The organism is Alteromonas oceanisediminis, from assembly GCF_018474025.1.
GTDB lineage: Bacteria > Pseudomonadota > Gammaproteobacteria > Enterobacterales > Alteromonadaceae > Alteromonas_E > Alteromonas_E oceanisediminis.
The window spans coordinates 49,952-73,105 of sequence record NZ_JAHCTA010000005.1 but is presented as its reverse complement, the minus strand read 5'-3'; the positions used below and the strand labels follow the sequence as shown (position 1 = coordinate 73,105).

At 45.6% G+C, this 23,154-nt stretch carries 23 protein-coding genes; 8 read left to right on the top strand and 15 right to left on the bottom strand.

Annotated elements, in window-relative coordinates; genetic code table 11:
- Positions 1–31 precede the first annotated feature (31 nt).
- From KIU71_RS09880 to rpmH, 15 genes are all read right to left on the bottom strand, one after another.
- Positions 32–418 carry an ATP synthase subunit I gene (locus KIU71_RS09880; RefSeq protein ID WP_214131121.1) on the bottom strand — a complete coding sequence of 129 codons (387 nt, stop codon included), beginning with the start codon at positions 416–418 and terminating at the stop codon, positions 32–34.
- 196 nt (positions 419–614) lie between these two features.
- Positions 615–1,496: a ParB/RepB/Spo0J family partition protein gene (locus tag KIU71_RS09875; RefSeq protein WP_214131120.1), complete on the bottom strand. Its 882-nt coding sequence runs from the start codon at positions 1,494–1,496 to the stop codon at positions 615–617.
- A 17-nt stretch (positions 1,497–1,513) separates the two neighbouring features.
- Positions 1,514–2,311 (bottom strand): ParA family protein, encoded by a 798-nt coding sequence (locus KIU71_RS09870; protein ID WP_214131119.1) that lies wholly within the window; start codon positions 2,309–2,311, stop codon positions 1,514–1,516.
- An 8-nt stretch (positions 2,312–2,319) separates the two neighbouring features.
- The gene (rsmG, locus tag KIU71_RS09865; protein ID WP_214131118.1) at positions 2,320–2,970 is read right to left on the bottom strand and encodes a 16S rRNA (guanine(527)-N(7))-methyltransferase RsmG; all 651 of its coding nucleotides are present in this window, start codon (positions 2,968–2,970) and stop codon (positions 2,320–2,322) included.
- Entirely contained in the window at positions 2,967–4,868 is a 1,902-nt protein-coding gene (mnmG, locus tag KIU71_RS09860; protein WP_214131117.1) for a tRNA uridine-5-carboxymethylaminomethyl(34) synthesis enzyme MnmG, read from the bottom strand. Before mnmG ends, rsmG begins: the two co-directional genes overlap by 4 nt.
- Positions 4,869–5,354: 486 nt before the next feature.
- Positions 5,355–6,137 carry a DUF4097 family beta strand repeat-containing protein gene (locus KIU71_RS09855; protein WP_214131116.1) on the bottom strand — a complete coding sequence of 261 codons (783 nt, stop codon included), beginning with the start codon at positions 6,135–6,137 and terminating at the stop codon, positions 5,355–5,357.
- A 73-nt stretch (positions 6,138–6,210) separates the two neighbouring features.
- On the bottom strand, positions 6,211–7,047 hold the full coding sequence (locus tag KIU71_RS09850) for an ATP-binding protein (RefSeq protein WP_214131115.1): 837 nt from the start codon (positions 7,045–7,047) through the stop codon (positions 6,211–6,213).
- 36 nt (positions 7,048–7,083) lie between these two features.
- Entirely contained in the window at positions 7,084–7,728 is a 645-nt protein-coding gene (locus tag KIU71_RS09845) for a DnaT-like ssDNA-binding domain-containing protein (RefSeq protein ID WP_214131114.1), read from the bottom strand.
- Positions 7,725–8,174 carry an FMN-binding protein MioC gene (gene mioC, locus KIU71_RS09840; RefSeq protein WP_214131113.1) on the bottom strand — a complete coding sequence of 150 codons (450 nt, stop codon included), beginning with the start codon at positions 8,172–8,174 and terminating at the stop codon, positions 7,725–7,727. The genes KIU71_RS09845 and mioC overlap by 4 nt, the downstream gene beginning before the upstream one ends.
- A gap of 238 nt (positions 8,175–8,412) precedes the next feature.
- Positions 8,413–9,795 carry a tRNA uridine-5-carboxymethylaminomethyl(34) synthesis GTPase MnmE gene (gene mnmE, locus KIU71_RS09835; RefSeq protein WP_214131112.1) on the bottom strand — a complete coding sequence of 461 codons (1,383 nt, stop codon included), beginning with the start codon at positions 9,793–9,795 and terminating at the stop codon, positions 8,413–8,415.
- 12 nt (positions 9,796–9,807) lie between these two features.
- Positions 9,808–10,290, bottom strand: a complete 483-nt coding sequence (locus tag KIU71_RS09830; RefSeq protein WP_214131111.1) for a YajQ family cyclic di-GMP-binding protein — start codon at positions 10,288–10,290, stop codon at positions 9,808–9,810.
- A 29-nt stretch (positions 10,291–10,319) separates the two neighbouring features.
- Positions 10,320–12,008 carry a membrane protein insertase YidC gene (gene yidC, locus KIU71_RS09825; protein WP_214131110.1) on the bottom strand — a complete coding sequence of 563 codons (1,689 nt, stop codon included), beginning with the start codon at positions 12,006–12,008 and terminating at the stop codon, positions 10,320–10,322.
- Positions 12,009–12,017: 9 nt separating this feature from the next.
- The gene (gene yidD, locus KIU71_RS09820; protein WP_214131109.1) at positions 12,018–12,287 is read right to left on the bottom strand and encodes a membrane protein insertion efficiency factor YidD; all 270 of its coding nucleotides are present in this window, start codon (positions 12,285–12,287) and stop codon (positions 12,018–12,020) included.
- Entirely contained in the window at positions 12,254–12,610 is a 357-nt protein-coding gene (gene rnpA, locus KIU71_RS09815; protein ID WP_214131108.1) for a ribonuclease P protein component, read from the bottom strand. Before rnpA ends, yidD begins: the two co-directional genes overlap by 34 nt.
- A 14-nt stretch (positions 12,611–12,624) precedes the next feature.
- Entirely contained in the window at positions 12,625–12,759 is a 135-nt protein-coding gene (rpmH, locus tag KIU71_RS09810; protein WP_008842504.1) for a 50S ribosomal protein L34, read from the bottom strand.
- Between the two features lie 581 nt (positions 12,760–13,340).
- On the opposite strand from rpmH, the gene dnaA reads away from it, so the two are divergent.
- From dnaA to KIU71_RS09770, 8 genes are all read left to right on the top strand, one after another.
- Positions 13,341–14,792, top strand: a complete 1,452-nt coding sequence (dnaA, locus tag KIU71_RS09805) for a chromosomal replication initiator protein DnaA (protein WP_214131107.1) — start codon at positions 13,341–13,343, stop codon at positions 14,790–14,792.
- Positions 14,793–14,816: 24 nt separating this feature from the next.
- On the top strand, positions 14,817–15,920 hold the full coding sequence (dnaN, locus tag KIU71_RS09800; protein ID WP_214131106.1) for a DNA polymerase III subunit beta: 1,104 nt from the start codon (positions 14,817–14,819) through the stop codon (positions 15,918–15,920).
- 7 nt (positions 15,921–15,927) lie between these two features.
- Positions 15,928–17,025 carry a DNA replication/repair protein RecF gene (recF, locus tag KIU71_RS09795; protein ID WP_214131105.1) on the top strand — a complete coding sequence of 366 codons (1,098 nt, stop codon included), beginning with the start codon at positions 15,928–15,930 and terminating at the stop codon, positions 17,023–17,025.
- 3 nt (positions 17,026–17,028) lie between these two features.
- On the top strand, positions 17,029–19,446 hold the full coding sequence (gyrB, locus tag KIU71_RS09790; RefSeq protein ID WP_214131104.1) for a DNA topoisomerase (ATP-hydrolyzing) subunit B: 2,418 nt from the start codon (positions 17,029–17,031) through the stop codon (positions 19,444–19,446).
- Positions 19,447–19,580: 134 nt separating this feature from the next.
- Positions 19,581–20,921: a sigma-54-dependent transcriptional regulator gene (locus KIU71_RS09785; RefSeq protein WP_214131103.1), complete on the top strand. Its 1,341-nt coding sequence runs from the start codon at positions 19,581–19,583 to the stop codon at positions 20,919–20,921.
- A gap of 24 nt (positions 20,922–20,945) precedes the next feature.
- Complete coding sequence (locus KIU71_RS09780) at positions 20,946–21,164, top strand: hypothetical protein (protein WP_214131102.1); 219 nt, start codon at positions 20,946–20,948, stop codon at positions 21,162–21,164.
- Positions 21,165–21,200: 36 nt separating this feature from the next.
- Positions 21,201–22,709: a sensor histidine kinase gene (locus tag KIU71_RS09775; protein ID WP_214131101.1), complete on the top strand. Its 1,509-nt coding sequence runs from the start codon at positions 21,201–21,203 to the stop codon at positions 22,707–22,709.
- A 25-nt stretch (positions 22,710–22,734) separates the two neighbouring features.
- A complete protein-coding gene (locus KIU71_RS09770; protein ID WP_214131386.1) occupies positions 22,735–23,154 on the top strand; it encodes a response regulator in 420 nt (139 codons plus the stop codon).

Here is a 23,154-nt window from a genome sequence, read left to right as displayed (position 1 = left end):
TTAGTAAAAATTCATTATTTAAACAATGCGCTTAAACGATAGAGCGCTTTGTTAACCAAAATACTGTCAGCCAATAGCTTAATGTGGTCGTCATAAACGCAAGAAAAACGAGCAATGGTTTTGCGTGGACTAAGCCAAATGCGACAACAAACCCTATGACACAAAAAACAAACTTTAGGCGCATACCTTTGCCAATACTCTTTGCCACGGCATCAGATTGACGAGCGCCAGAAAATCGAAAAGAAAAAAACGCTAAAACGCCATTGGACACAATACTCGTGAGTGACCCAATCACGATTGCCGATAGGCCATCTGGCGAAAAAAAAAAGACCACCAGCAGCATAACAAGAAATACCCACATCTGCGCCACTGCAGCACGAAATGCCAGCTTTTTTCCCTGCTTTGCTAAATCATCCAAAAGCGTTAAATCTTCTATTAAAGCCCTAAAAAAAGCGTCGAAAGTATACTTGTATCTTAGATATTTTCAACCGCTTCGCGCATTTTGGTGCCCATACTGAAAATTTACCAAACAAACAACAGCAAAAGACCAAATTAGTATCATTTAGCCTGACAGTATCATCAGTTAAACCGAATAATCAGAACAGTTCAGGCGCTTAATCTTTTTCTTTTAAGGCTAACTTTTCCAAAATGCCTTCTAATTCGTCTAAAGACGAGAAACTGATGGTCATTTTGCCCTTACCTTTTGCATTATGATCAATTGCGACCGGCGCACCGACAGTTTCTGAAATTCGGTTTGATAATCGTTGTACATCAGGGTCCACCGTTTTTGGCGCCGCCGGTTTAGCGGGTTCAAGAAGGCGTTTGACCAACTTCTCCGTATCGCGCACAGTTAACCCTTTGCCAGACACATGCTGGGCTGCTTGCGATTGCGCATCACCTTCTAAGGCCAATAGTGCACGTGCATGACCCATTTCAATGTCACCGTGCTCAACAAGCAGTTTGACGTCGGCATTGAGGTGATTCAGTCGCATCAGGTTTGTGACAGTAGTGCGTGATTTACCCACCGCTTCAGCAACTTCCTGATGGGTGAGCGCAAACTCTACCATTAGCCGGTCAAGTGCTTGTGCTTCTTCCATCGCATTCAGGTCTTCGCGTTGAATGTTCTCAATCAGTGCGATGGCGACTGCCGACTCGTCAGGAACGTCTTTAATGAGACAGGGAATAATATCTAAACCAGCAAGCTGAGCAGCTCGCCAACGGCGTTCACCTGCAATTATTTCAAATGTTTGATCGTCAATAGGGCGAACCACTACCGGTTGGATAACACCTTGTGAGCGGATAGACGATGCCAAATCTTCCAACGCTTCAGGCGACATGTCCTTTCGTGGCTGGTATTTGCCTGGTCGTAAAAACTCAATGGGCAGTTTACTTAATTCACTGATTGAAGCACTGCTGTGCTCTTTATCTGAATTCGCTTGGTTGGTTGCGAGTAGCGCGTCTAAACCGCGACCTAATCCACGTTTCTTTGCTGACATGGTTTCCTCAAATGCACTTAACTTGCTTGCGCTGCTGGTGCTATTTTATTTTTATCTCTACGCCGTAAAATTTCGCCCGCAAGGGCCAGATAGGCTTTAGCACCCGTGGATGATTTATCATAATACATCGCTGGGGCGCCAAAACTGGGTGCCTCAGCAAGCCTGACATTCCGTGGGATCACGGTCCGATAGACTTGTTCGCCAAAGTGACGTTTTAACTGTTCCGATACATCATTGGCTAGACGATTACGCGGGTCGTACATGGTGCGCAATACGCCTTCAATTTTTAACTGCGGATTAACCACTGAAGCGAGCTTTTGGATAGTATCCATCAAAGCCGTTAATCCTTCCAATGCATAATACTCACATTGCATTGGCACAAGCACAGAATCAGCCGCGGCAAGCGCATTAACGGTGAGCTGATTTAACGATGGCGGACAGTCAATGAAAATAAAATCGTAGTACGCTAACACCGGTTTGAGCGCATTTCTCAAACGCAATTCACGTGCAAACACTTCCATTAGCTTAATCTCTGCGGCAGTCACATCACCATTACCCGCAATCAGATCGTATTTGCCCGATGTGCTTTTGATAATCACATCGTCTACAGGTTTGTCTTCAATCAGCAATTCGTAGCTGGTGGCATCAACCTCGTATTTATCAATGCCACTGCCCATCGTCGCGTTGCCTTGCGGATCAAGATCAATCAGCAATACTTTTCGTTTCGTCGCAGCCATCGAGGCGGCAACGTTGACTGCGGTGGTCGTTTTTCCGACACCACCTTTTTGGTTAGCGATTGCAATAACCTTAGCCAAGCGGATTCCTATACTCGTTTTTTCAGTACAATCAGATTTCGTTCACCGACCAAAAAAGGAACATCGAGTGAGTGAGTACTTACAATCTGAATGTCATCGGGTAATTCACTAAGCTCATCTTGCGGGTATTGCCCTTTTAATGCAAGAAATTCAGCCGTATCGTCAATCAAATGTCGACAACAATTCACCATATCATTGAGTGACGCAAATGCTCGACTAAGCACACCATCGAGCCTTTCCGGAGGTGAGTATGCTTCAACTCTGGATTGCACCGCAACCACGTTTTGAATTGCCAATTCAAAGCAGGTTTGTTTCATAAATCGTACGCGTTTGCCTAAACTGTCCAAGCAGTAAAAACGAGCTTCAGGAAAAGCAATCGCTAACGGTATTCCTGGTAATCCTGGTCCCGTGCCAACGTCAATGTAGGTCTTGGGTTGAATAAATTGTGCAACAGACAATGAATCAAGCACGTGTCGAATGAGCATGTCCTTGGGTTCCCGCACTGACGTTAGGTTATACGCCTTATTCCACTTATTCATCAACGCTAGGTAGCCGAGAAGCTGTTTTTGCTGAACTTCGCTGAGTGGCAAGCTGAGTTTGGTTAAACCCTGTTTGAGTAAATCAGAAAACTCGGCTTGCTGCTGGGTGCTAAACGTCATGCGGTTTCGCGCTGTTGTTTTCGAACGGCACTCTGTTTCTTTAAATACACCAACAACAATGAAATTGCCGCTGGGGTGATGCCAGACATACGCGAGGCCTTACCAATGGTTTCCGGGCGGGCATCGGTCAGTTTTGCCACAACTTCATTACTCAAACCTGAGACACGGGTGAAATCGAAATCGTGAGGGATTAGCGTATTTTCATGGCGCTTAGTCTTTTCAATTTCATCCAGCTGACGATTGATATAACCGGCATATTTGATCTGAATTTCGACCTGTTCAGCCGCCAGCGGGTGCGTTAAACCTGGCCCTAATTCATCAATTTGCATCAGCGTAGCGTAGGTCATCTCAGGGCGACGAATAAGTTCTTCCAGTGAGTGCTCTTTAGTCATCGGTGTTTTAAATAGGCGATTCAATTCAGCTGCAGCAGGGTGCTGGGGATGCACCCAGGTATTGCGTAAACGCTGTTGTTCTTGCTCTATGTGTTCAATTTTTTGATTGAAAGCGCGCCAGCGCGCATCATCAACTAAGCCTATATCTCGGCCAAGCGAGGTCAGTCGAATATCGGCGTTATCTTCGCGCAGCAGCAAGCGATACTCAGCACGACTAGTGAACATTCGGTACGGCTCTTTCGTGCCCATCGTTGCCAAGTCGTCAATCAAAACGCCCATGTAAGCCTGATCGCGGCGTAAAATGAGTGGATCTTTTTGCTGCACTTGCAGTGCCGCATTTGCACCCGCAATAAGACCTTGTGCACCGGCTTCTTCATACCCTGTTGTCCCATTAATTTGGCCGGCAAAGAACAATCCGCCAATGTGCTTGGTTTCAAGGGTTTGTTTTAAGTCTCGTGGATCAAAGAAATCATACTCAATCGCATAGCCCGGCCTGATGATATGCGCATTCTCGAAGCCATTAATCGAGCGAACTAATGCCATTTGAACATCAAAAGGTAAACTCGTCGAGATCCCGTTGGGATACACTTCAATACTGTTTAGACCTTCAGGTTCAACAAATATTTGATGGGACACTTTGTCTGCAAATCGCGTAATTTTGTCTTCAATGGATGGACAATAGCGTGGGCCAACCCCTTCAATAACCCCAGTATACATGGGTGACCTGTCCAAACCGCCACGGATTATATCGTGAGTTTTTTCATTCGTATGTGTGATGTAACACGGAATTTGGCGAGGATGGTCGCTAACATTCCCCATAAATGAAAAAACCGGCAGCGGTGTATCACCGGGTTGAGCTTGCATGACTGAAAAATTCAGGCTACGTGCATCCAGCCGAGCAGGCGTACCGGTTTTTAAACGGTCTACCCGAAAAGGTAATGCACGAAGGCGTTGAGCCAGCGCATTTGCCGGCGGATCTCCCGCTCTGCCTCCCTGAAAATTTTCCAAGCCGATATGGATGGTACCGCCGAGGAAAGTGCCCACGGTCAACACGACGGTAGGTGCTTTAAATTTCAGGCCCATTTGCGTTACCACACCACACACACGATCATTTTCAACGATCAAGTCATCACAGGATTGCTGAAACAACGTCAAATTGGGTTGGTGTTCTAGAATGTTGCGCATTGCCGTTCGGTACAGCGATCTATCTGCTTGCGCACGCGTTGCTCTGACCGCTGGCCCTTTGCTGCTGTTCAAAGTTCGAAACTGAATACCTGCCTTATCAGCCGCGATCGCCATGGCCCCGCCTAATGCATCGATCTCTTTGACTAAATGACCTTTGCCGATCCCCCCGATCGCTGGGTTACATGACATCTGCCCCAAGGTCTCAAGGTTATGTGTGATCAGCAATGTATTGGCACCCATGCGGGCAGCGGCGAGGCCAGCCTCAGCGCCTGCGTGGCCACCACCAACGACGATCACATCAAAGGATTGTTGATAAAACACGTTTTACACCTCGAAACCCTGCGGGCTTCATTGAAAAACTAAGCAAATAAAATCGGGCGCATATTCTATCTGAACCTCAACATTAAACAAATGTTTATTGTTTAAAGATTGGCCGATGTCGATCATTTTTCAAGTGACAGGATCGTGTGGTGAAAACAGGTGATCGGGATCCCTAATAGATATAGCTTTTATTCTATTAGTTTATTATTACTATTATTAAGCAGCACTAACTCTGTGGTTAACTGAATTAATGCTATTTATTTCAATGTTTTACGAAAAAAGTTAAGTGTGATCAAATCACCTTAAGCTGCGATCGAACCTGTGTATAAATGATCGCTTTATCCACAGCTCAAAAATTCATCAAATTAGGTCACAGCTTGATCCGTAGTAGATCACATCTTATGTCCGATCTTATCCACAGCTGTTAAGATCCTTTGTACAAACTGTGGTTAAGTGACAATAACCTGTGATCAAATGATGATCGTTTTACCGTTGGATCACTTTGATCCCACCACCGCTAGTTTTTAAGGTCAGCTCCTTTCCACCGCCATTCACTTGCCCTTCGATTGCGCGTTTTGTGACTTTTCCGTCAACTGTGAAATCGGTTTTTACGTATCCGCCAGAGGTTGACGCATCAACATCAAATGCTGTTCCCTTGGGTAAGTAAGCTTTAATCGATCCGCCTGATGTGGAGAAGTCAACGTCGTGCGCCAGTTCCCGTTGAAATGAGACTTTAATGCTGCCCCCTGAAGTGTGAGCATCTATGTCGCCTTCAACATTATCCACGCTGATTGAGCCGCCCGATGTGTGTATATCAACATCACCAACAATATCGTTTAACCCAATAGAACCGCCTGATGTTTTGGCATCCACATTGCCGTTCAGATCGTCAATCCGAATCGCACCACCCGACGTGAACAAGTCGACATCGTAGTTTTCTGGTAAGGTTAGGGAGTACGAAACACTCACACGGTTGTTACCGCTCCAATCACCTTCGCGCTCGCCAACAATCTGTAGTCCCTTATCTTTTTCTTCAAAAGTGACTTCAAAATCATCTGCAGAGGGCCCCTCGATGTCTACGCTGGCAACAATTGTGTTCTGACTATGGGTATTGATAATGATTTTACCCGTATCAGTTTTAAGCAATAGTGTGCCCTGAGCATCGACAGTAAATTCGCGCTCTATGGTTTCGTTAGCAAGAATTATGGTTGAAACGCTAAGCGCAACCACGGTTGTCGTTACGAGTAAAAGTGGGGATTTTTTTAGCATTGTTTGTCGCTCACTGTTTAGGTTGTTATACAGTGAGTCGCGACCAAACCATAAAAGGTTTAAATCAATCGAATTACATTTGATTCGGTTGGTAGGTATTTACGCTACTTTCTTCTGGAAGTGTTGGTGTGATTGACTTACGGCGACTGGGGCCGCTGAATTTTACTTTATAAGTGTCGTACTCTTTGATCGATTCGAAGCAATAACGACCTAACGCGAGCTCAAGTTCATTCAGATTGTGGTTGGTAATCAATATGCAGTTTTTATGATCAACAAGCCGTTGTCGCAGAAGATTGCCAAGCCAGCTCTGGGTATTTTTTTTAAGCATGGTTTCGTTCACGCATACTTCGTCTAGGATGAGCAAATCGACATTGAGTAGCTCATTTTGTATTTCTCGAAATTGCTCGCCGATATTGTCTTTCGCAGAATAATCATAAGAGAAAAAGCGCATTTCCAGCAAGCTGGACAGCTGACGGTACAGTACCGTTGTTTCATACTTTGAAATTAATTGATGCGCAATCGCACCCGCAATATGTGATTTTCCGCGTCCATAATCACCGTAGAAAATCATCATATGCGAGCTGTTCTTTCGCCAATTGGGATCAGCGTGCGCCGCAATAAATGATTGTGCAATGCTTACCGCTTCAACAACATCTTCGCTATCTTGCTCCAGTGTGTCGAATGTCCAGCGAGGATTAAGATCAGAACGCCCATAAATTTGTTCAATACGTTGCTGCCGGGAAACCTGTTGAAGAGCCGAAACTTCTTGATTAGCAAGTTTTTCGTATTCCTGACGCACTGTTTGATAATTAAGCACCGTTGTATCGGCGTCGCTCGAACCTGACTGATTAGGAGCAGATTTGCCGAGTGTGCGGGCTAGCGTGGCGATTCGATCATTAAGCGATTTCACAACAGTTCACATCGATGGTCAGTGGGAACGCAAAGACTACTGCTTTGTTGCATATTTTTCCACTAGCTTACGTGCATTTTCGTCTGCTTCAATCCCTGAGGTTGGGCTCGTCAGCTGGCTGCCTACTTGTTTTTTCGTCGAACCGCTGCGTGCTGAGCGGCGCATCTTCAGAAAGCTAATAAATTTTTGTGTCCATTGAAATTGGGTCAGTAGGGTGTCGGGTCTGCCTAACCAATAGGCAACAAACTCGCCAACGTCTTCTGAGGTGTACTGGGTATCGATTAACCCAGTGAGTTGAGCCAATTCTTTCGCAAGCTCACTGCAAGGCTGCCATGTGGAGTGCATTGAATCTTTATGTCCGTGAAGATCCTGAAACGGCTTGGTGGGTACAGCAACTAAAGGCAGCACAACGTGTTGCTTATTTAAGCTTTTTTCTATGTCCAGATTGTCTGGCAGACTTATCAAACCAATATCTGCCAGTTCTTTCAAACAGCGATTGATATGCCGTCCTAATGTGAATTCCGTCGTGCCATCACTGAGTAATGACATCAGGGCTTTATAATTGAGCGGCTCACTTGCACCCGTCGTTTTGTGCGCATTAGGCCTTAGCCCCAATACATAGAGTACTCGCGCCGCGTTACTTATAGGCTGTAGCAAAGCGCTGTATTCCGCGTCGTTCATGGATTTTTATCAACCATCAATGGATGATGTTGCGCTAACCATTCTACCGCTACATCTTCTGGAATGGGATGCTGCAATACGTCTATCTCGAACACATCGGTTTGTGGTTTTGCGCCGCTCTTTAACATTAACTGATGCAGTTTATTGCCCGCTTCGCAAAAGGTGTCGTAGCTACTGTCACCGAGTGCAATGACGCAGAAAGGCAATGGGTCGAGTTTGAGTTGATTCAGTTGCGTTGCAAACCGCTGAATATTGTCGGGGAAATCACCGGCACCGTGGGTTGAACTGCAAATTATCCAGTGATCGTGACGAGCAATCTCATTGGCGTCCGGTTCAAGATGAATGTCAACCTCGTGTTGGCATTCGCGGAGCTTCTCAGCCAAGGCGTCAGCGACATACTCGCTTGCACCGAGAACGCTACCAACAATAATCTGCACATTCGCCATAACGTATTGATATATCCTGTTTAAAATTGCCTCATAAACCGCTATGTTTTAGCGCTATAAGGTTATTGTAACGCGTGCTAAGCGCGATGAATATGCAAAGATATCTGCTTTTTCCGCTACTACTTGTCTGTGTTGATAGTTTGGCATCATCTCAATGGGGTGCTTTACACTTCAGAAATGGTGACGTGGTTCGGGGCGAATTCAAGGTACTCGTGCGTTACTACTTCTAACCAAGGCACTATTTGCCAATACAGAATGAGGAAAAAATCCGCCCCAGTAAATCATCGGAACTAAACTCACCGGTTATTTCGTTAAGATGGTTTTGTGCAATACGTAGGTCTTCGGCGAGTATTTCACCAGCAGCATGTTCAAGTAATTGGGTTTGACCACTTAAAATGTGTTCGTTCGCGGCATTTAATGCTGTTAGGTGACGTCGCCGGGCGATGAACTGGCCGTCTGTCTGGCTTGCGTAGCCCATACATTGTTTTAAATGTTCGGCTAACGCTTCAATTCCAACACGCTGGCTAGCTGCAATGCGGAAAATAGGAATTTCTCCGCGTTGCGTTGAAATCACCTCAATACAATGGTCTTCAGTGACAAGATCTTGTTTATTTCTGACCAGAGTCACGCCTACTTCGTCAGGAAGCTGATGCATAAAATCTGGCCAGGTCTGGTAGGGATCAAGTTCTGGCGTTTCTGCGGCATCAACGACAATAAGCACCTGATCGGCATTGCGTATTTCATTCCAGGCACGCTCAATGCCTATTTGCTCAACCTTATCATCACTATCGCGTAGACCTGCCGTATCAATAATGTGCAGCGGCATTCCATCAATATGAATGTGTTCTTTCAATACATCCCGTGTGGTACCGGCAACATCCGTCACAATTGCCGCATCTCGACCAGCCAGAGCATTCAGCAGGCTCGATTTTCCTGCGTTGGGCTTGCCCGCAATCACAACTTGCATACCCTCTCTGAGCAGAGAACCCTGTTGGGCACGATGACGTATTTCGGACAAGGTTGATACAATGCTGGCTAGATCACCAGCCACTTTACCGTCGCTTAAAAAATCAATTTCTTCTTCTGGAAAATCAATCGCCGCCTCAACGTACATGCGCAGCTGGATAACTTGCTCAACCACTGCATGAATTTGCTGTGAAAATTCGCCTTGCAGACTGCGCATGGCGCTACGCGCCGCCTGTTGAGAACTTGCGTCTATAAGATCAGCAATTGCTTCTGCTTGCGCCAAGTCCAACTTATCGTTTAAAAAAGCGCGCTCACTGAATTCGCCAGGTTTAGCTACGCGAATGTTATCTATGCGTAATATTTCACTGAGCAACATGTCGATAACAACTTGACCACCGTGCCCTTGCAGTTCAAGTACATCTTCGCCTGTGAATGAGTGCGGCCCTTGGAAAAACAAGGCGATGCCCTGATCAATCGCTTCGCCATGCTCATCCCTAAAGGGTAAGTATGTGGCAGTGCGCGGGGGAGGGCATTGGCCTAACACTTTAGTGGCAACGGTTGTTGCACCAGGTCCTGAAACGCGCACAATCCCGACACCGCCTTTGCCTGCTGCAGACGCTTGCGCCACAATGGTGTCGGTTTGTTCAAACGTCATCGCTGTAATGCGCTAGTCGCGGAAATTGGTAAATTGGAATGGTTGGCCTAAACCTGCTGATTTCACCAATGCCATGGCTTCTTGAAGATCGTCACGCTTCTTACCAGTGACACGAACTTGCTCGCCTTGAATTGACGCTTGCACCTTCAGCTTGGCGTCTTTAATCAACTTGACAATCTTCTTGGCGGTGGGTTGGTCAATGCCTTGTTTAAAACTCATCAACTGACGTACCGTTTTACCGCTCGCATCGGCTGATTTAGCTTCCATACACGCGGTATCCATGCCACGTTTGCTGCACGCGTTACGCAACATAGAATCCATTTGCTGAAGCTGAAATTCAGCTTCAGCGACCATTAAAACACCCTCATCCGTTGATTTAAAGCTGGCTTCTACACCGCGAAAATCAAACCGGGTATCCAGTTCTCGGTTAGCGTTGTCGGTCGCATTTTTAACATCGACCATATCGATTTCAGAGACGATATCAAATGACGGCATCAGCCACTCCTCATTATTAAATGTTCTAGTTAATGCGTTTTAATCCCGCGCTTTTCCATTGAACGATAAATTAGTTTCGCCTGAACTAAGGTGATCAAGTTACTCACCAACCAGTAAAGCACCAAACCGGCAGGGAACCACAGGAAGAAAATACTCATTGCGACCGGCATCCACTGCATGATTTTTTGTTGCATCGGATCCTGAATCGTCGTCGGGTTGAGCTTTTGCAAAAAGTACATGCTTGCTCCTGTCAAAACCGGTAGGACAAAGTAGGGGTCTTTAACGGATAAATCAGTGATCCACAGCACAAAGTCGGCATGACGTAATTCAACACTTTCCAACAGTACCCAGTAAAGTGCCAAGAAAATCGGCATCTGTAGCAACAGCGGGAAACAGCCTCCCATCGGATTGACCTTTTCCTTCTTATACAACTCCATCATTGCCTGTGACATTTTTTGCCGATCATCGCCATAGCGCTCTTTCAGTTGCGTCATTTTAGGCGCCAGGACCCGCAGTTTAGCGAAGGACTCGTACTGTTTCTTTGTTAACCAGTACATTGCGCCTTTAACAATAATGGTGATCAGGATGATTGCTACACCCCAGTTGCCAACTAGGCTATGTAAAAACTGCAATAAGGAAAACAGCGGTTGAGATATCCACCAGAGGATCCCGTATTCAACAGTCAGGTCTAGTCCGCGGGCGATATTTGCAAGCACATCTTGATCCTTCGGCCCCATGTAGAGCGTGCTTGAAACGGTTTGCGTTTCGCCACTGTTGATCATTACCGGAGGCGTGGTGTAGCCAATAATGGCGTATTGATTATTCAAAATACGCGAGTAAATGGTATTGGTCTGTTCCTGTGGAGGCACCCACGCTGACACAAAGTAATGTTCCAACATGCCAACCCAGCCACCGACAGTGGCTTTGCGTAAGTTTTCGTCTTCAAAATCATCGAAACTGAATTTCTCGTATCGTGTGTCCTGGGTGGAATACGCTGCGCCCCGGTAAGTCGGCATAAACATGTTGCCATCTGGCTGCGTTAACGTTTGTTTTAGCTGGGCATATTGCTGTATTTGCGCCGTTTCACTGGCATTGTTATTGATGGTATAGCTGACATCCACTTCATGCGACCCGCGCTGAAAAGTGAATGTTTTGGTGACCGAAAGTCCCGCTTCGTTTGACCATGTAAGCGGGACGCTTAACGTGTCGCCCGTTAGCGTATAGTTGTCTGCCTGTGCAGAATAAAGTGGGCGACCCTGAGGATTGGCATCAGGGCCACTGGCACCAACCAATCCACTTTGCGCGACATACAGAGAAGCGCTGTCTGCGCGTAATAAGCTATAAGAGTCATCTGAGCCCTGAGTCACCGGAAATTTGACCAAATCAGCCACTACGATATCACCGCCAATCAAATCTAAGGTTAGGGTGAGGGTGTCAGTTGAAATGGTGACAAAACGATTTGACTGTGCCGGAATTGGGGCTGCCTGATTCTGGGCAACCGGTACATCTTCAACGCTTTCCAATGCTACATCTGTGGGCACTGCACTGGCGTTTGTGGCGCTCGGTACAGAATTCGGTTGCGCATCGACAGATGAATTTGCGTTCGACGATTCAGCATATTGTACCGGTTGCGGGCCGTAATCTTTCTGCCATTGTTGCCAGAGTAAAAAACTGACTAAGGCGAGGCCAATGATCAGAAAGCTGCGTTGCGATTCCATAATAGTCTCTTATTTGTGCTTAATTTTAGTAGATGTTGAAGGAACAGGGTCAAACCCGCCCGAGTGTAATGGGTGGCATTTTAATATGCGTTTTACGGATAACCAACCGCCAATCAACAAACCGTGGCTTTTTAGCGCTTCTATCGCATAAAAAGAACAAGTTGGATGAAAGCGGCAACTTTGCCCAATTAAAGGCGATAGTAGTTTTTGATAGCAGCGGATCAATGCAACGGGTAAGGCAATGATTACACTGCGCAGCGTTTTGCGAGTTTTTTCCATAGCTTATCCAATAGGGCAAAGAGTTCAGGGTTGGTTAATTTATCGGCATTTGACTTGCCGATAATGACTATATCAACATTTGGTAATTGGTGCTGATGTAATCGAAAACTTTCACGCAGGATCCTCTTTAGCCTATTTCTGTCATGCGCTTTACGCACACGCTTCTTAGCGATAGTGATACCGAGCCGCGGATGATTGTACTGATTGTGTCTTGCGAGAAGTGTGAATTGCGAAGAGCTGGTTGGAATAGCGTCATCAAAAACGAAAGTAAAGTGGGAGGGAGTTAACAAACGTAACTCCCGAGTAAATTGGCACCCGCCCACTGTACTATTAGAGCTTATGCTGAAAGACGAGCACGACCTTTTGCACGGCGGTTAGCAAGCACTTTACGACCATTTTTTGTCGCCATGCGAGCGCGGAAACCGTGTGAACGCTTACGCTTCAGATTGCTCGGTTGAAAAGTTCTTTTCATCGCCAGAGTCTCATCATTTAGGGGTTAACAATACACTTGATGCGAAAGCATAAATACCTCGCCTCAAAAGGACGCTGAATTCTAGAGATCTCGTGGCTTCATGTCAAATAGAATATAGATTTAATTGAGGATGTTAGCCGTTTTAGACAGACAATGTGCCCAAGTCGGCGGTTTCATCAATTAGAATACATTATCAGCGTATAAAATTAGCTCACTGTGTGAGTAAATAATCCGAAATACTTAATTTATCCACAGTTATAACAATATCACCTATCAAAAGCATTGATCTTTTCGCCACTCCGTGGATCTGTGTGGTTTGTTTCGCTAATTGGTAAATTATAATAATTACCAATAAAAACAGTATGATATTGTTATTTTAATCGAGGGTCAGCGATTAGATCGCAATCTGCATTTACATTAAAATTGAGACAAGAGATAATTCACAGCTCGCTTTTTTTCGCAGTGAAAGTTAACCCAAAACTAACTTTCGAATTGATGTTACAGCGTACCAGCAATACAGCACTCAGGTGAATGATATTCACAAAATCATAAAATAAACAATGGGTTATAGGTTTTAATACATGGATATTTGGTCTCAATGTCTCGATCGTCTCAAGCAGGAGTTGCCGTCACAAGAGTTTAGTATGTGGATAAGGCCATTGCAGTGCGATCTCGACGGCGACATATTGACCTTATACGCCCAGAACCATTTCATACTTGATTGGGTTCGTGATAAATATCGCGACGTGATCTCTGCGCTTCTGAGCGAATTTAGTGATTCGAATCCACCGTCGCTGAAGTTAGATGTGCAATCACGTCGACCAACGACATTCAACCCTCCGGCGAGTGTGAAACGCACCGAGGCACACGATGAGCCACCGGGCGAGCAGCAATCTGGGCAGCTCAATAATCAAGTGACACGTGCACCCGTAAAAACGGACGAAGCGTCACTATTAACGCCGCCACAACAAACGCCAGCTCGCGTAACGCCTATTCCGGCCGGTGTTTCTCATAAAAACAACCTGAATCCAGGTTACAAATTTGATAGTTTCGTTGAAGGTAAGTCGAATCAGCTTGCGCGTGCTGCCGCCTCTCAGGTCGCAGATAATCCGGGCAAAGCCTACAACCCGCTGTTTATCTATGGCGGCACTGGATTGGGTAAAACTCACCTTCTGCATGCGGTAGGTCACGGCATCCTCGCTGGCAAACCCAACGCAAAAATCGTCTATATGCATTCTGAACGCTTCGTGCAAGATATGGTGAAGGCGTTGCAGAACAACGCTATCGAAGATTTTAAGCGCTTTTATCGTTCTGTTGATGCACTGCTTATTGATGACATTCAGTTTTTTGCCAACAAAGACCGTTCACAGGAAGAGTTTTTTCACACCTTCAATGCGCTACTCGAGGGCAACCAGCAGATAATCCTCACGTCCGACAGATATCCGAAGGAAATTGCGGGGGTGGAAGATCGACTTAAGTCTCGTTTCGGTTGGGGGTTGACCATCGCTATTGAGCCCCCTGAGCTAGAAACTCGCGTCGCGATCTTGATGAAAAAGGCATCGCAAAATAACATCAGCATGCCGAATGAAGTCGCGTTTTTTATTGCAAAGCGGCTAAGGTCGAATGTTCGTGAACTTGAGGGTGCGCTTAATCGAGTGATAGCCAATGCCAACTTTACTGGGCGTCCTATCACCATTGATTTTGTTAAAGATGCGTTGCGTGATCTGCTATCGCTGCAAGACAAACTCGTGACCATTGAGAATATTCAGAAAACGGTAGCAGATTACTACAAGGTTAAAGTGTCAGACATGTTGTCAAAGCGGCGCAGTCGTAGTATTGCTCGGCCAAGGCAACTCGCAATGGCATTGGCTAAAGAACTGACTAACCGAAGTTTGCCGGAAATAGGTAATGCCTTTGGAGGCCGGGACCATACCACGGTACTTCACGCTTGCAGAAAAATAGAGCAGCTAAGAGAAGAAAGTCATGATATAAAAGAGGACTATAAAAACTTAATCAGAACGCTGTCTTCCTAAAGTCAAAAGCGAGTAAGTGGATCGATGAAATTCAAGATTAGCCGAGAAAAATTCCTGCAGCCTTTGCAGTTGGTAGTCGGTGCTGTTGAGCGCCGCCACACATTACCCATCCTATCGAATGTACTGATCAAAGTGAGTGAAGACGCACTTTGGCTTACCGGTACTGATTTAGAGGTTGAATTAATATCAAGCGTTTCATTGGAAGGTGAATGCACAGAAGGTGAGACCACCGTTCCTGCAAAGAAATTGTTGGATATCGTGCGCGGTCTCAATGATGGTAATGATATTGTTTTTGAGGTAGAAGGCAATAAAGCAATTATTCGCAGTGGCAGAGGGCGGTATTCATTAAGCACTTTATCTGCTAATGATTATCCGAATCTGGAAGACTGGGAAGGCGAAACTGAGTTTGAGGTGGTCCGCTCAGATTTGAAGCGACTTATCGAAAGTACGGCTTTCTCGATGGCTCAGCAGGATGTTCGTTACTATTTGAATGGCATGTCGTTGGAGACAGACGGTGCTGTTGTGCGATCCGTTGCCACAGACGGTCATCGCCTGGCGTTATGTAAGCTTGAGCTAGAGGGTTTGTCATTACCGGCACGGCAGGTCATTATTCCTCGAAAAGGCGTGCTCGAAATTTCTCGATTGATTGAAGACGATGACAAGGCAGTAAAAATACAGATTGGCTCTAATCATATTCGTGTTTTTAGCGCCGACTTTATCTTTACCAGTAAATTGGTTGATGGTCGTTTCCCTGATTATCGTCGCGTGTTACCGAAAGAGTGCAATAAGGTAGTGAAGTCGGATAAAGAGACACTGAAGCATGCTTTTTCGCGAGCGGCTATCTTATCCAATGAAAAGTTTAAAGGGGTTCGTTTGAATCTGGCTAGTGGCGAGCTAAAGATTACCGCCAACAACCCTGAACAGGAAGAAGCCGAAGAAATTGTTGATGTAGACTATTCTGGTGAAGACTTAGAAATTGGCTTCAACGTCGCCTATTTGATTGATGTTATGAATGCACTAAAGTCTGAAAGCTTACAAATCTCATTGTCTGACAGCAATTCCAGCGCATTGATCGAATCTGACGACAATAGTGCTGCTCAGTACGTCATTATGCCAATGCGATTGTAGTGCGCCCATGAAACTGGAGCTCCTCCAGGTTAGTCATTTTCGTAATTTACATGCTCTGAATATCGAACCTTCCACTACCCTTAACCTCATTTATGGTGACAATGGTAGTGGAAAGTCTTCGATATTAGAGGCTATTCATTTTTTGGGCTACGGTCGTTCGTTTCGTACGGCTAAACCAAAGCTTGCCATTCAAGAAAGCCACGTTGAATTTCATATTTTCGCGCGTTGTTATGCTGATTCCGGCGTCGTCAAGAAAGTCGGGCTTAGTCGCTCCACTAGAGATGAGTTTATTTGCAGTATTGACGGTGAGCGCTCAAAGCGGGTCTCTGACATTGTTTCACTTCTGCCGGTACAAGTATTCACACCACAAAGCATAGATCATCTCATTGGCTCGCCGTCGGCAAGGCGAAAGTTTATCGATTGGGGATTGTTTCACGTGGAACCATCTTTTGATGCAATTGCTAGGACTTATCATCGCGTGTTGCGTCAGCGAAACGCGCTACTGAAACAGGTCTCGTACCACAGAGGTGAACCAAGCACGCAAATCGGGTATTGGACAGAGCAGCTTGCTATGGTAGGAGTTAAGTTAGACGAGCTACGCCAACGAAGTGTTAAGGCCATAAAAAGCCAATTCGATGACCTTGTAGCAGAATTTTTACCTGAGTTTTCATTCGAAATATCGTATCATAGCGGGTGGGATACGGAGTTGCATCTAAAAGAACAACTCAGTGCAAAGCTAGAACAAGATATAAAGTTTGGTCACACCAGCCTAGGCCCACATAAAGGCGATTTCAAGGTAAAGACACACGGCCAGTCGGCATTTGACATTTTATCTCGTGGTCAGCTTCGAATGTTGGTTGCCGCATTGCAGCTTGCGCAAACCCAGTATTTGCAGAAGAGCGGTGATCAAAAAGGCGTATTTTTGTTGGACGATATCGGTGCTGAGTTGGACCAAGCTCATAGAGATATTTTCGTCAAACGACTATTAAAAACGGATACACAAATTTTCATTACCGCAATCGATAAAGCGCAGTTTACGCTCTCGACTGAGGTAAATAATAAGAAGATGTTCCACGTGAAACATGGTCACGTGACAGAGGAGTAACACATGGCAGAGCAGCAAAATTACGATTCTTCAAGCATCAAGGTGCTTAAAGGGTTAGACGCAGTACGAAAAAGACCGGGGATGTACATTGGTGATACTGATGATGGTACAGGTCTACACCATATGGTCTTTGAGGTCGTTGATAACTCAATAGATGAAGCGCTTGCTGGTCATTGTAGCGAGATTAAGATTGTTATTCACACGGATGGATCTGTATCGGTAGCGGATGATGGTCGAGGAATTCCTACAGAAATACACTCTGAAGAGGGGGTATCCGCTGCTGAGGTTATCATGACAGTACTTCACGCAGGTGGAAAGTTCGATGACAACTCCTATAAGGTTTCAGGGGGGTTGCACGGCGTGGGTGTTTCAGTTGTCAATGCACTGTCGAGTAAATTAAAACTCCGCATCCGTCGCGCTGGAAAATCATACGAGCAAGAATACGCTCACGGTGTGCCACAAGCTCCATTGGCCGCAACAGGAGAAACGGATAAAACAGGTACGATGGTGCGGTTCTGGCCAAGTCATGACACATTCACGCAAACAACATTCCATTACGACATCTTGGCAAAGCGGCTTCGAGAGTTGTCCTTCCTAAATTCCGGGATCTCGATAATTCTCAAAGATGAGCGTGATGGGAAAGAAGACAAATTTATGTACGAGGGCGGCATCAGAGCCTTTGTAGAATATCTGAATCAGAACAAAACGCCTGTTCATCAAAAAGTTTTTCACTTCTCAGTCGACCGTGAAGACGGTATTTCGGTTGAGGTGTCTATGCAATGGAATGACGGGTTTCAAGAAAATGTCTTTTGTTTTACCAACAACATTCCCCAGCGCGACGGTGGCGCACACTTAGCTGGGTTCCGCGCAGCCTTGACCAGAACGCTAAACACGTTCATGGAAAAAGAAGGGCTAAACAAAAAAGCGAAAACCAACACATCTGGCGACGACGCTCGAGAGGGGTTAACGGCGGTTGTCTCAGTGAAAGTGCCTGATCCAAAGTTTTCTTCGCAAACAAAAGACAAATTAGTGTCGTCTGAAGTGAAGTCAGCAGTAGAAACGTCAATGGGTGAATTCTTCACAGACTTCTTGCTGGAAAATCCCGCGGAAAGCAAAATCATTGCTGGCAAAATCATTGATGCGGCGCGTGCAAGAGAGGCAGCGCGTAAAGCGCGCGAGATGACGCGGCGCAAGGGTGCACTAGATTTAGCTGGGTTACCGGGTAAGTTGGCTGACTGTCAGGAGAAAGACCCGGCCCACAGTGAACTCTATATTGTGGAGGGTGACTCTGCGGGTGGCTCGGCAAAGCAAGGTCGAAACCGCAAAAATCAAGCTATCTTGCCTTTAAAAGGGAAGATTCTGAATGTGGAAAAAGCACGGTTCGACAAAATGCTCAGTTCACAGGAAGTTGCCACGCTTATCACTGCACTGGGTTGTGGGATAGGCAGAGATGAGTACGATCCAGAAAAGCTCCGTTATCATAGTATTATTATTATGACCGATGCGGACGTTGATGGGTCGCACATTCGTACACTTTTATTGACCTTCTTCTATCGCCAAATGCCCGAAATTATAGAGCGGGGCTATGTGTACATCGCTCAGCCGCCGCTGTACAAAATTAAGAAAGGTAAACAAGAACAGTACCTGAAAGATGATGATGCCCTTAATCAGCATCTCACCGCTATCGCGGTTGAGAATGCATCGCTTTTCACAAACGCCGACGCTCCTGCCATTAAAGGGATTGGGTTGGAAGCATTAGTTAAGTTATATCAAACTACAGAGCGCATGATAGGGCGAATGAAGCGCGTAATGCCGGTATCACTGCTGAATGGCATGGTTTACTCTCAGGTGTTAACAAAAGCCTCAATGAGCAACGCTGAGGAACTGGAGTCATTTGCCAAACATGTGATCAGCTCTATGGATGCGAATGACGAAGGTGCAACCTTCACCTATGAAGTACGTGACGACATTGAAAACTCTGTCAAATATCTAGCCATTATCATGCGCATGCACGGAATCGACTACGAATATTCAATCGATACCGAATTTGTTGACAGCGTCGAGTACGCTAAAATCGCCGAACTTAATGCGGCGATTAACGGCATGATGGAATCTCGCGCGTATATTCAACGGGGTGAGCGTACTGAGCCTGTCTCTACCTTTGAACAAGCACTCAAATGGCTGATGTCAGAGGCGAAACGAGGTCAGTACATTCAGCGTTATAAGGGACTTGGCGAAATGAATCCTGAGCAATTGTGGGAAACCACTATGGATCCTAACAGCCGCCGTATGTTACAGGTCACTATTGAAGACGCCATTGGTGCCGATCAGCTATTTACCACCCTGATGGGTGATAACGTTGAACCACGCAGAGCATTCATCGAGGCTAATGCGCTTAATGTAGAAAACCTCGACGTGTAGGCCTAAATATTGTATCGACGGATTGATGCCACCGAAGAAGTTATTAAAGCGCACTTAAATTGTGCGCTTTTTGTTGGAATAATTAAATATCTCGGTATTATTATACTCATTATTGCTATTTGCTAAGGAACGCTGTGCTCACTGTCTTACTTGTCGATGACGACACTGAATTCACCGAAGTTGTATGCACGATTCTTGACTATTTAGGTCACGAAATTTTGACTGCTGCTTCTTTAGAAGAAGCCCGGCAATGGCTAAAACAAGAAACGTTCGACCATATCCTGCTCGACTTCATGCTTCCTGATGGCAGTGGTATCCATCTTATTGATGAGATTAATACGTTATCGAAAGTTCCTCGTGTAACTCTTATCACTGGCCACCCATCTGTTAAAGGCATTATTAAGAGTTTGACCGGACCCAAAGTTGACTATTTGGTCAAGCCCATCAATCGGGAAGAGTTAGAAAATGCGCTCAGTTCAAAAAAATCGACGGCTGCACCGAAAACGAAAAAAAGTACCGTCAAGTTACATTTCGGGCACTTAATTGGTGAATCAGAGTCGATGCACGAATTGTATACTCTGATTGAAAGGGTGAGCAAAACCAACGCGAACGTGATGTTGATGGGTGAGAGTGGTGTAGGTAAAGAGGTTGTTGCCACGGCGATCCACGATGCAACAGGTCGCGAAGGGCAGTATGTTGCGACCAACTGCGGCGCATTTTCCAAAGAACTGATCGGTAGTGAATTATTTGGTCATGAAAAAGGCGCCTTTACTGGCGCAGTTGGTCGGAAAGAGGGCGTTTTCGAGCGAGCAGTCAACGGCACCCTGTTTCTTGATGAGATAACCGAAATGCCAATGGATATGCAGCCAAATCTTCTGCGTGTACTAGAATCAAAAACGGTCACGCGTGTGGGCGGCACCAAGGAGATCCCCGTTAACTGTCGGGTGATTAGTGCAACCAATCGTTCAACCGAAGAGATTGCCGAAAGTAAAATCATGCGCGAAGATATTTATTTCCGTCTTGCCGTGTTCCCAATCACTATTCCAACATTACGTGAACGCAAAGAAGATATACCTGACTTAGCGACTTTCTTTATTGACCAACTCAATAAAGAAAATGAAACGGATTTCGCTTGGTCTTCGGAACAGTTTGCGTTTCTTCAAGCTTACGACTGGCCAGGCAATGTGCGCGAGCTACGCCACTTTGTGCATCGTGCAGCGATTATGAGTGACCCTGACAGTAGTTTGATCACGTTACCAAAAACCATTGCGTCTCCGTTTACAAAGACGACCAAAGCGAGTTCTTCAGCCTTAACGGCAGGTCGCACGATTGATGATGTAGAACGCGATTTAATCTATGCAACACTAGAAAAAGTGGATGGTAACAAAACACTGGCGGCTGAAATGTTAGGTATCAGCACTAAGACTTTATACAACCGTCTACATGCGTATGGCGATATTACAGCGAGTGCTTAATTTATTTTCACTAGGAGATACGCAATGACGGATGAGCAGGTCGCAGAACTCAAGAAGATGATCCATGACGCTCGTAAGCCATTAAATCGTATTTCAATGCAATCTGAAATCGTAAAAATGGCGTTAAATGGCGAGTTACCTGCTGAAAAGGCCATTGATGCACTGGCCAAAATTTTGCAGGGAGCGCAAGATTGCAGCCAAGTACTCGCAGACTTTGACAAACATTTGATGTCATTGCGCTAACCCTTACCTCACACGGGATATCCCACAAGGACAAGTATGCTAAGAATGTTATTTCAGTCGGTATACGGGTGGTTAGCGCTTATTGTACTAGCGGTGCTCATCACCACATCCAATTCATTCTTGGCACTGACAGCGCTCAGCAACCTGACTGATTTGGAAGAAGACTTAGAAAATACCAATACCATCATTAACGCAATCAACGATGTACATGTTGGGGTGTTGCGCGTTGAGTCCGGTCAGCGAGGTTTTCTTCTAACCCAAGATGCTGATTACCTTCAAGATTACACGGAAACCTTGAACGATATCTTGCCGAAGCTGGCGAATTTGTCTTCAGTAAGGTCAGTGTCAGACGTGCAACAAGAGCGTATCGCCGATGCACTCAAATTGAGTGAGAAAAAGCTGAATGAGATGATTGAGACCGTCGAACTATCACGCGAAGGTCGCATGGACGACGCACTTGCTTTGGTAAATACAGAGGTTGGGCTTGCCATGTACCAACAACTCGAAGCATTATTTACAGAAATCAATCTGTATGAGCAAAATATTCAGGTCGGTCACCGCGCGCAATTAAACGAAGTGCTTACCGAATCAAAACTCACCTTTGCTATTTCGGCCTTTATGACGACCGCGTTGATCCTCGGATTGTTTCTGCTTATCTATAAAGCGAATCGGGAACAGCAGGAGCACAGAGATGAATTGGAGCGACAGAATCTCGAATTAGAAGAGCAAGTCGAAAAAAGAACGCAGGTATTAAAGCTTTATTCAGAAGAATTATCCCGCAGTAATAGAGAGCTGGAAGACTTCGCCTTTGTCGCCTCACATGATTTACAAGAACCTCTACGCAAAATCCGCGCGTTTGGCGACAGAATAAAAACCGGCTACGCCGACGTATTGGATGAAAGAGGACAAGACTTTCTGGGCCGGATGCTCAATGCAGCCGCGCGCATGTCGACGCTAATCAGTGACTTACTTGAGTTTTCGCGTGTTTCCACACGAGGCAAAGAGTTCGCGCCAACTGACCTCAATCGCGTGCTTGAAACGGTATTGGAAGATGTAGAATTGCGCATTGCTGAGAAAAACGCTACCGTCAATGTTGGCGACCTACCCACGATTGACGCAGATAAGTCGCAAATGGAGCAGGTATTTCTCAATTTAATGACTAATTCACTCAAATTTCAAAAGCCAGACGTTGCACCGACCATTAATATTTATGTCAGCGAACTCACTCAAGAAGAAATCGAAAGCCGCCAATTGGATACCGAAAAAAAGTTTATTGATATCCATTTTGAAGATAATGGCATTGGCTTTGAGCAAAGTTATGCAGATAAGATTTTCGTGCCGTTTCAACGCTTACATGGGCGTAGTGACTACGCCGGTACCGGCATTGGCTTAGCCGTCTGCCGACGCATTATAGAGCGCCACAACGGAACCATTAACGTAATCAGTAGCCTTGGCAATGGTGCGAAATTTATTATTACACTACCTACCAAGGGGGTTCCCTTTGGACAAAAAACATCATTCTTAGGAGGAGCCCCCATTGAATAAACCTGGAAAAACAATCACCATTTTAATGGCCGATGATGACGAAGATGATAGGCTCTTGGCAGTTGATGCACTCAAAGAAAGCCGCGTATTAAATACCTTTTATACCGTAGAAGATGGCGTTCAATTGCTGCAGTATCTTCGCAACGAAGGTGAGTTCAGTGATGCGACCACTTCACCACGGCCAGGGCTTATCTTGCTCGACTTGAATATGCCTCGTATGGACGGTAGGGAAGCGCTTAAAGAAATTAAAGCCGACCCCAATTTACGCAGTATTCCTGTGGTTATTCTGACCACGTCGAAGGAAGAAGAGGACATGCTCAAAGGATACGATCTCGGCGCCGCCTCCTACATTACTAAACCGATTAATTTCGAAGGATTGGTGGAACTCATGAAGGCGCTTGGCAAATATTGGATAGAGTTCGTTGAGCTCCCTCAGTATAAATAA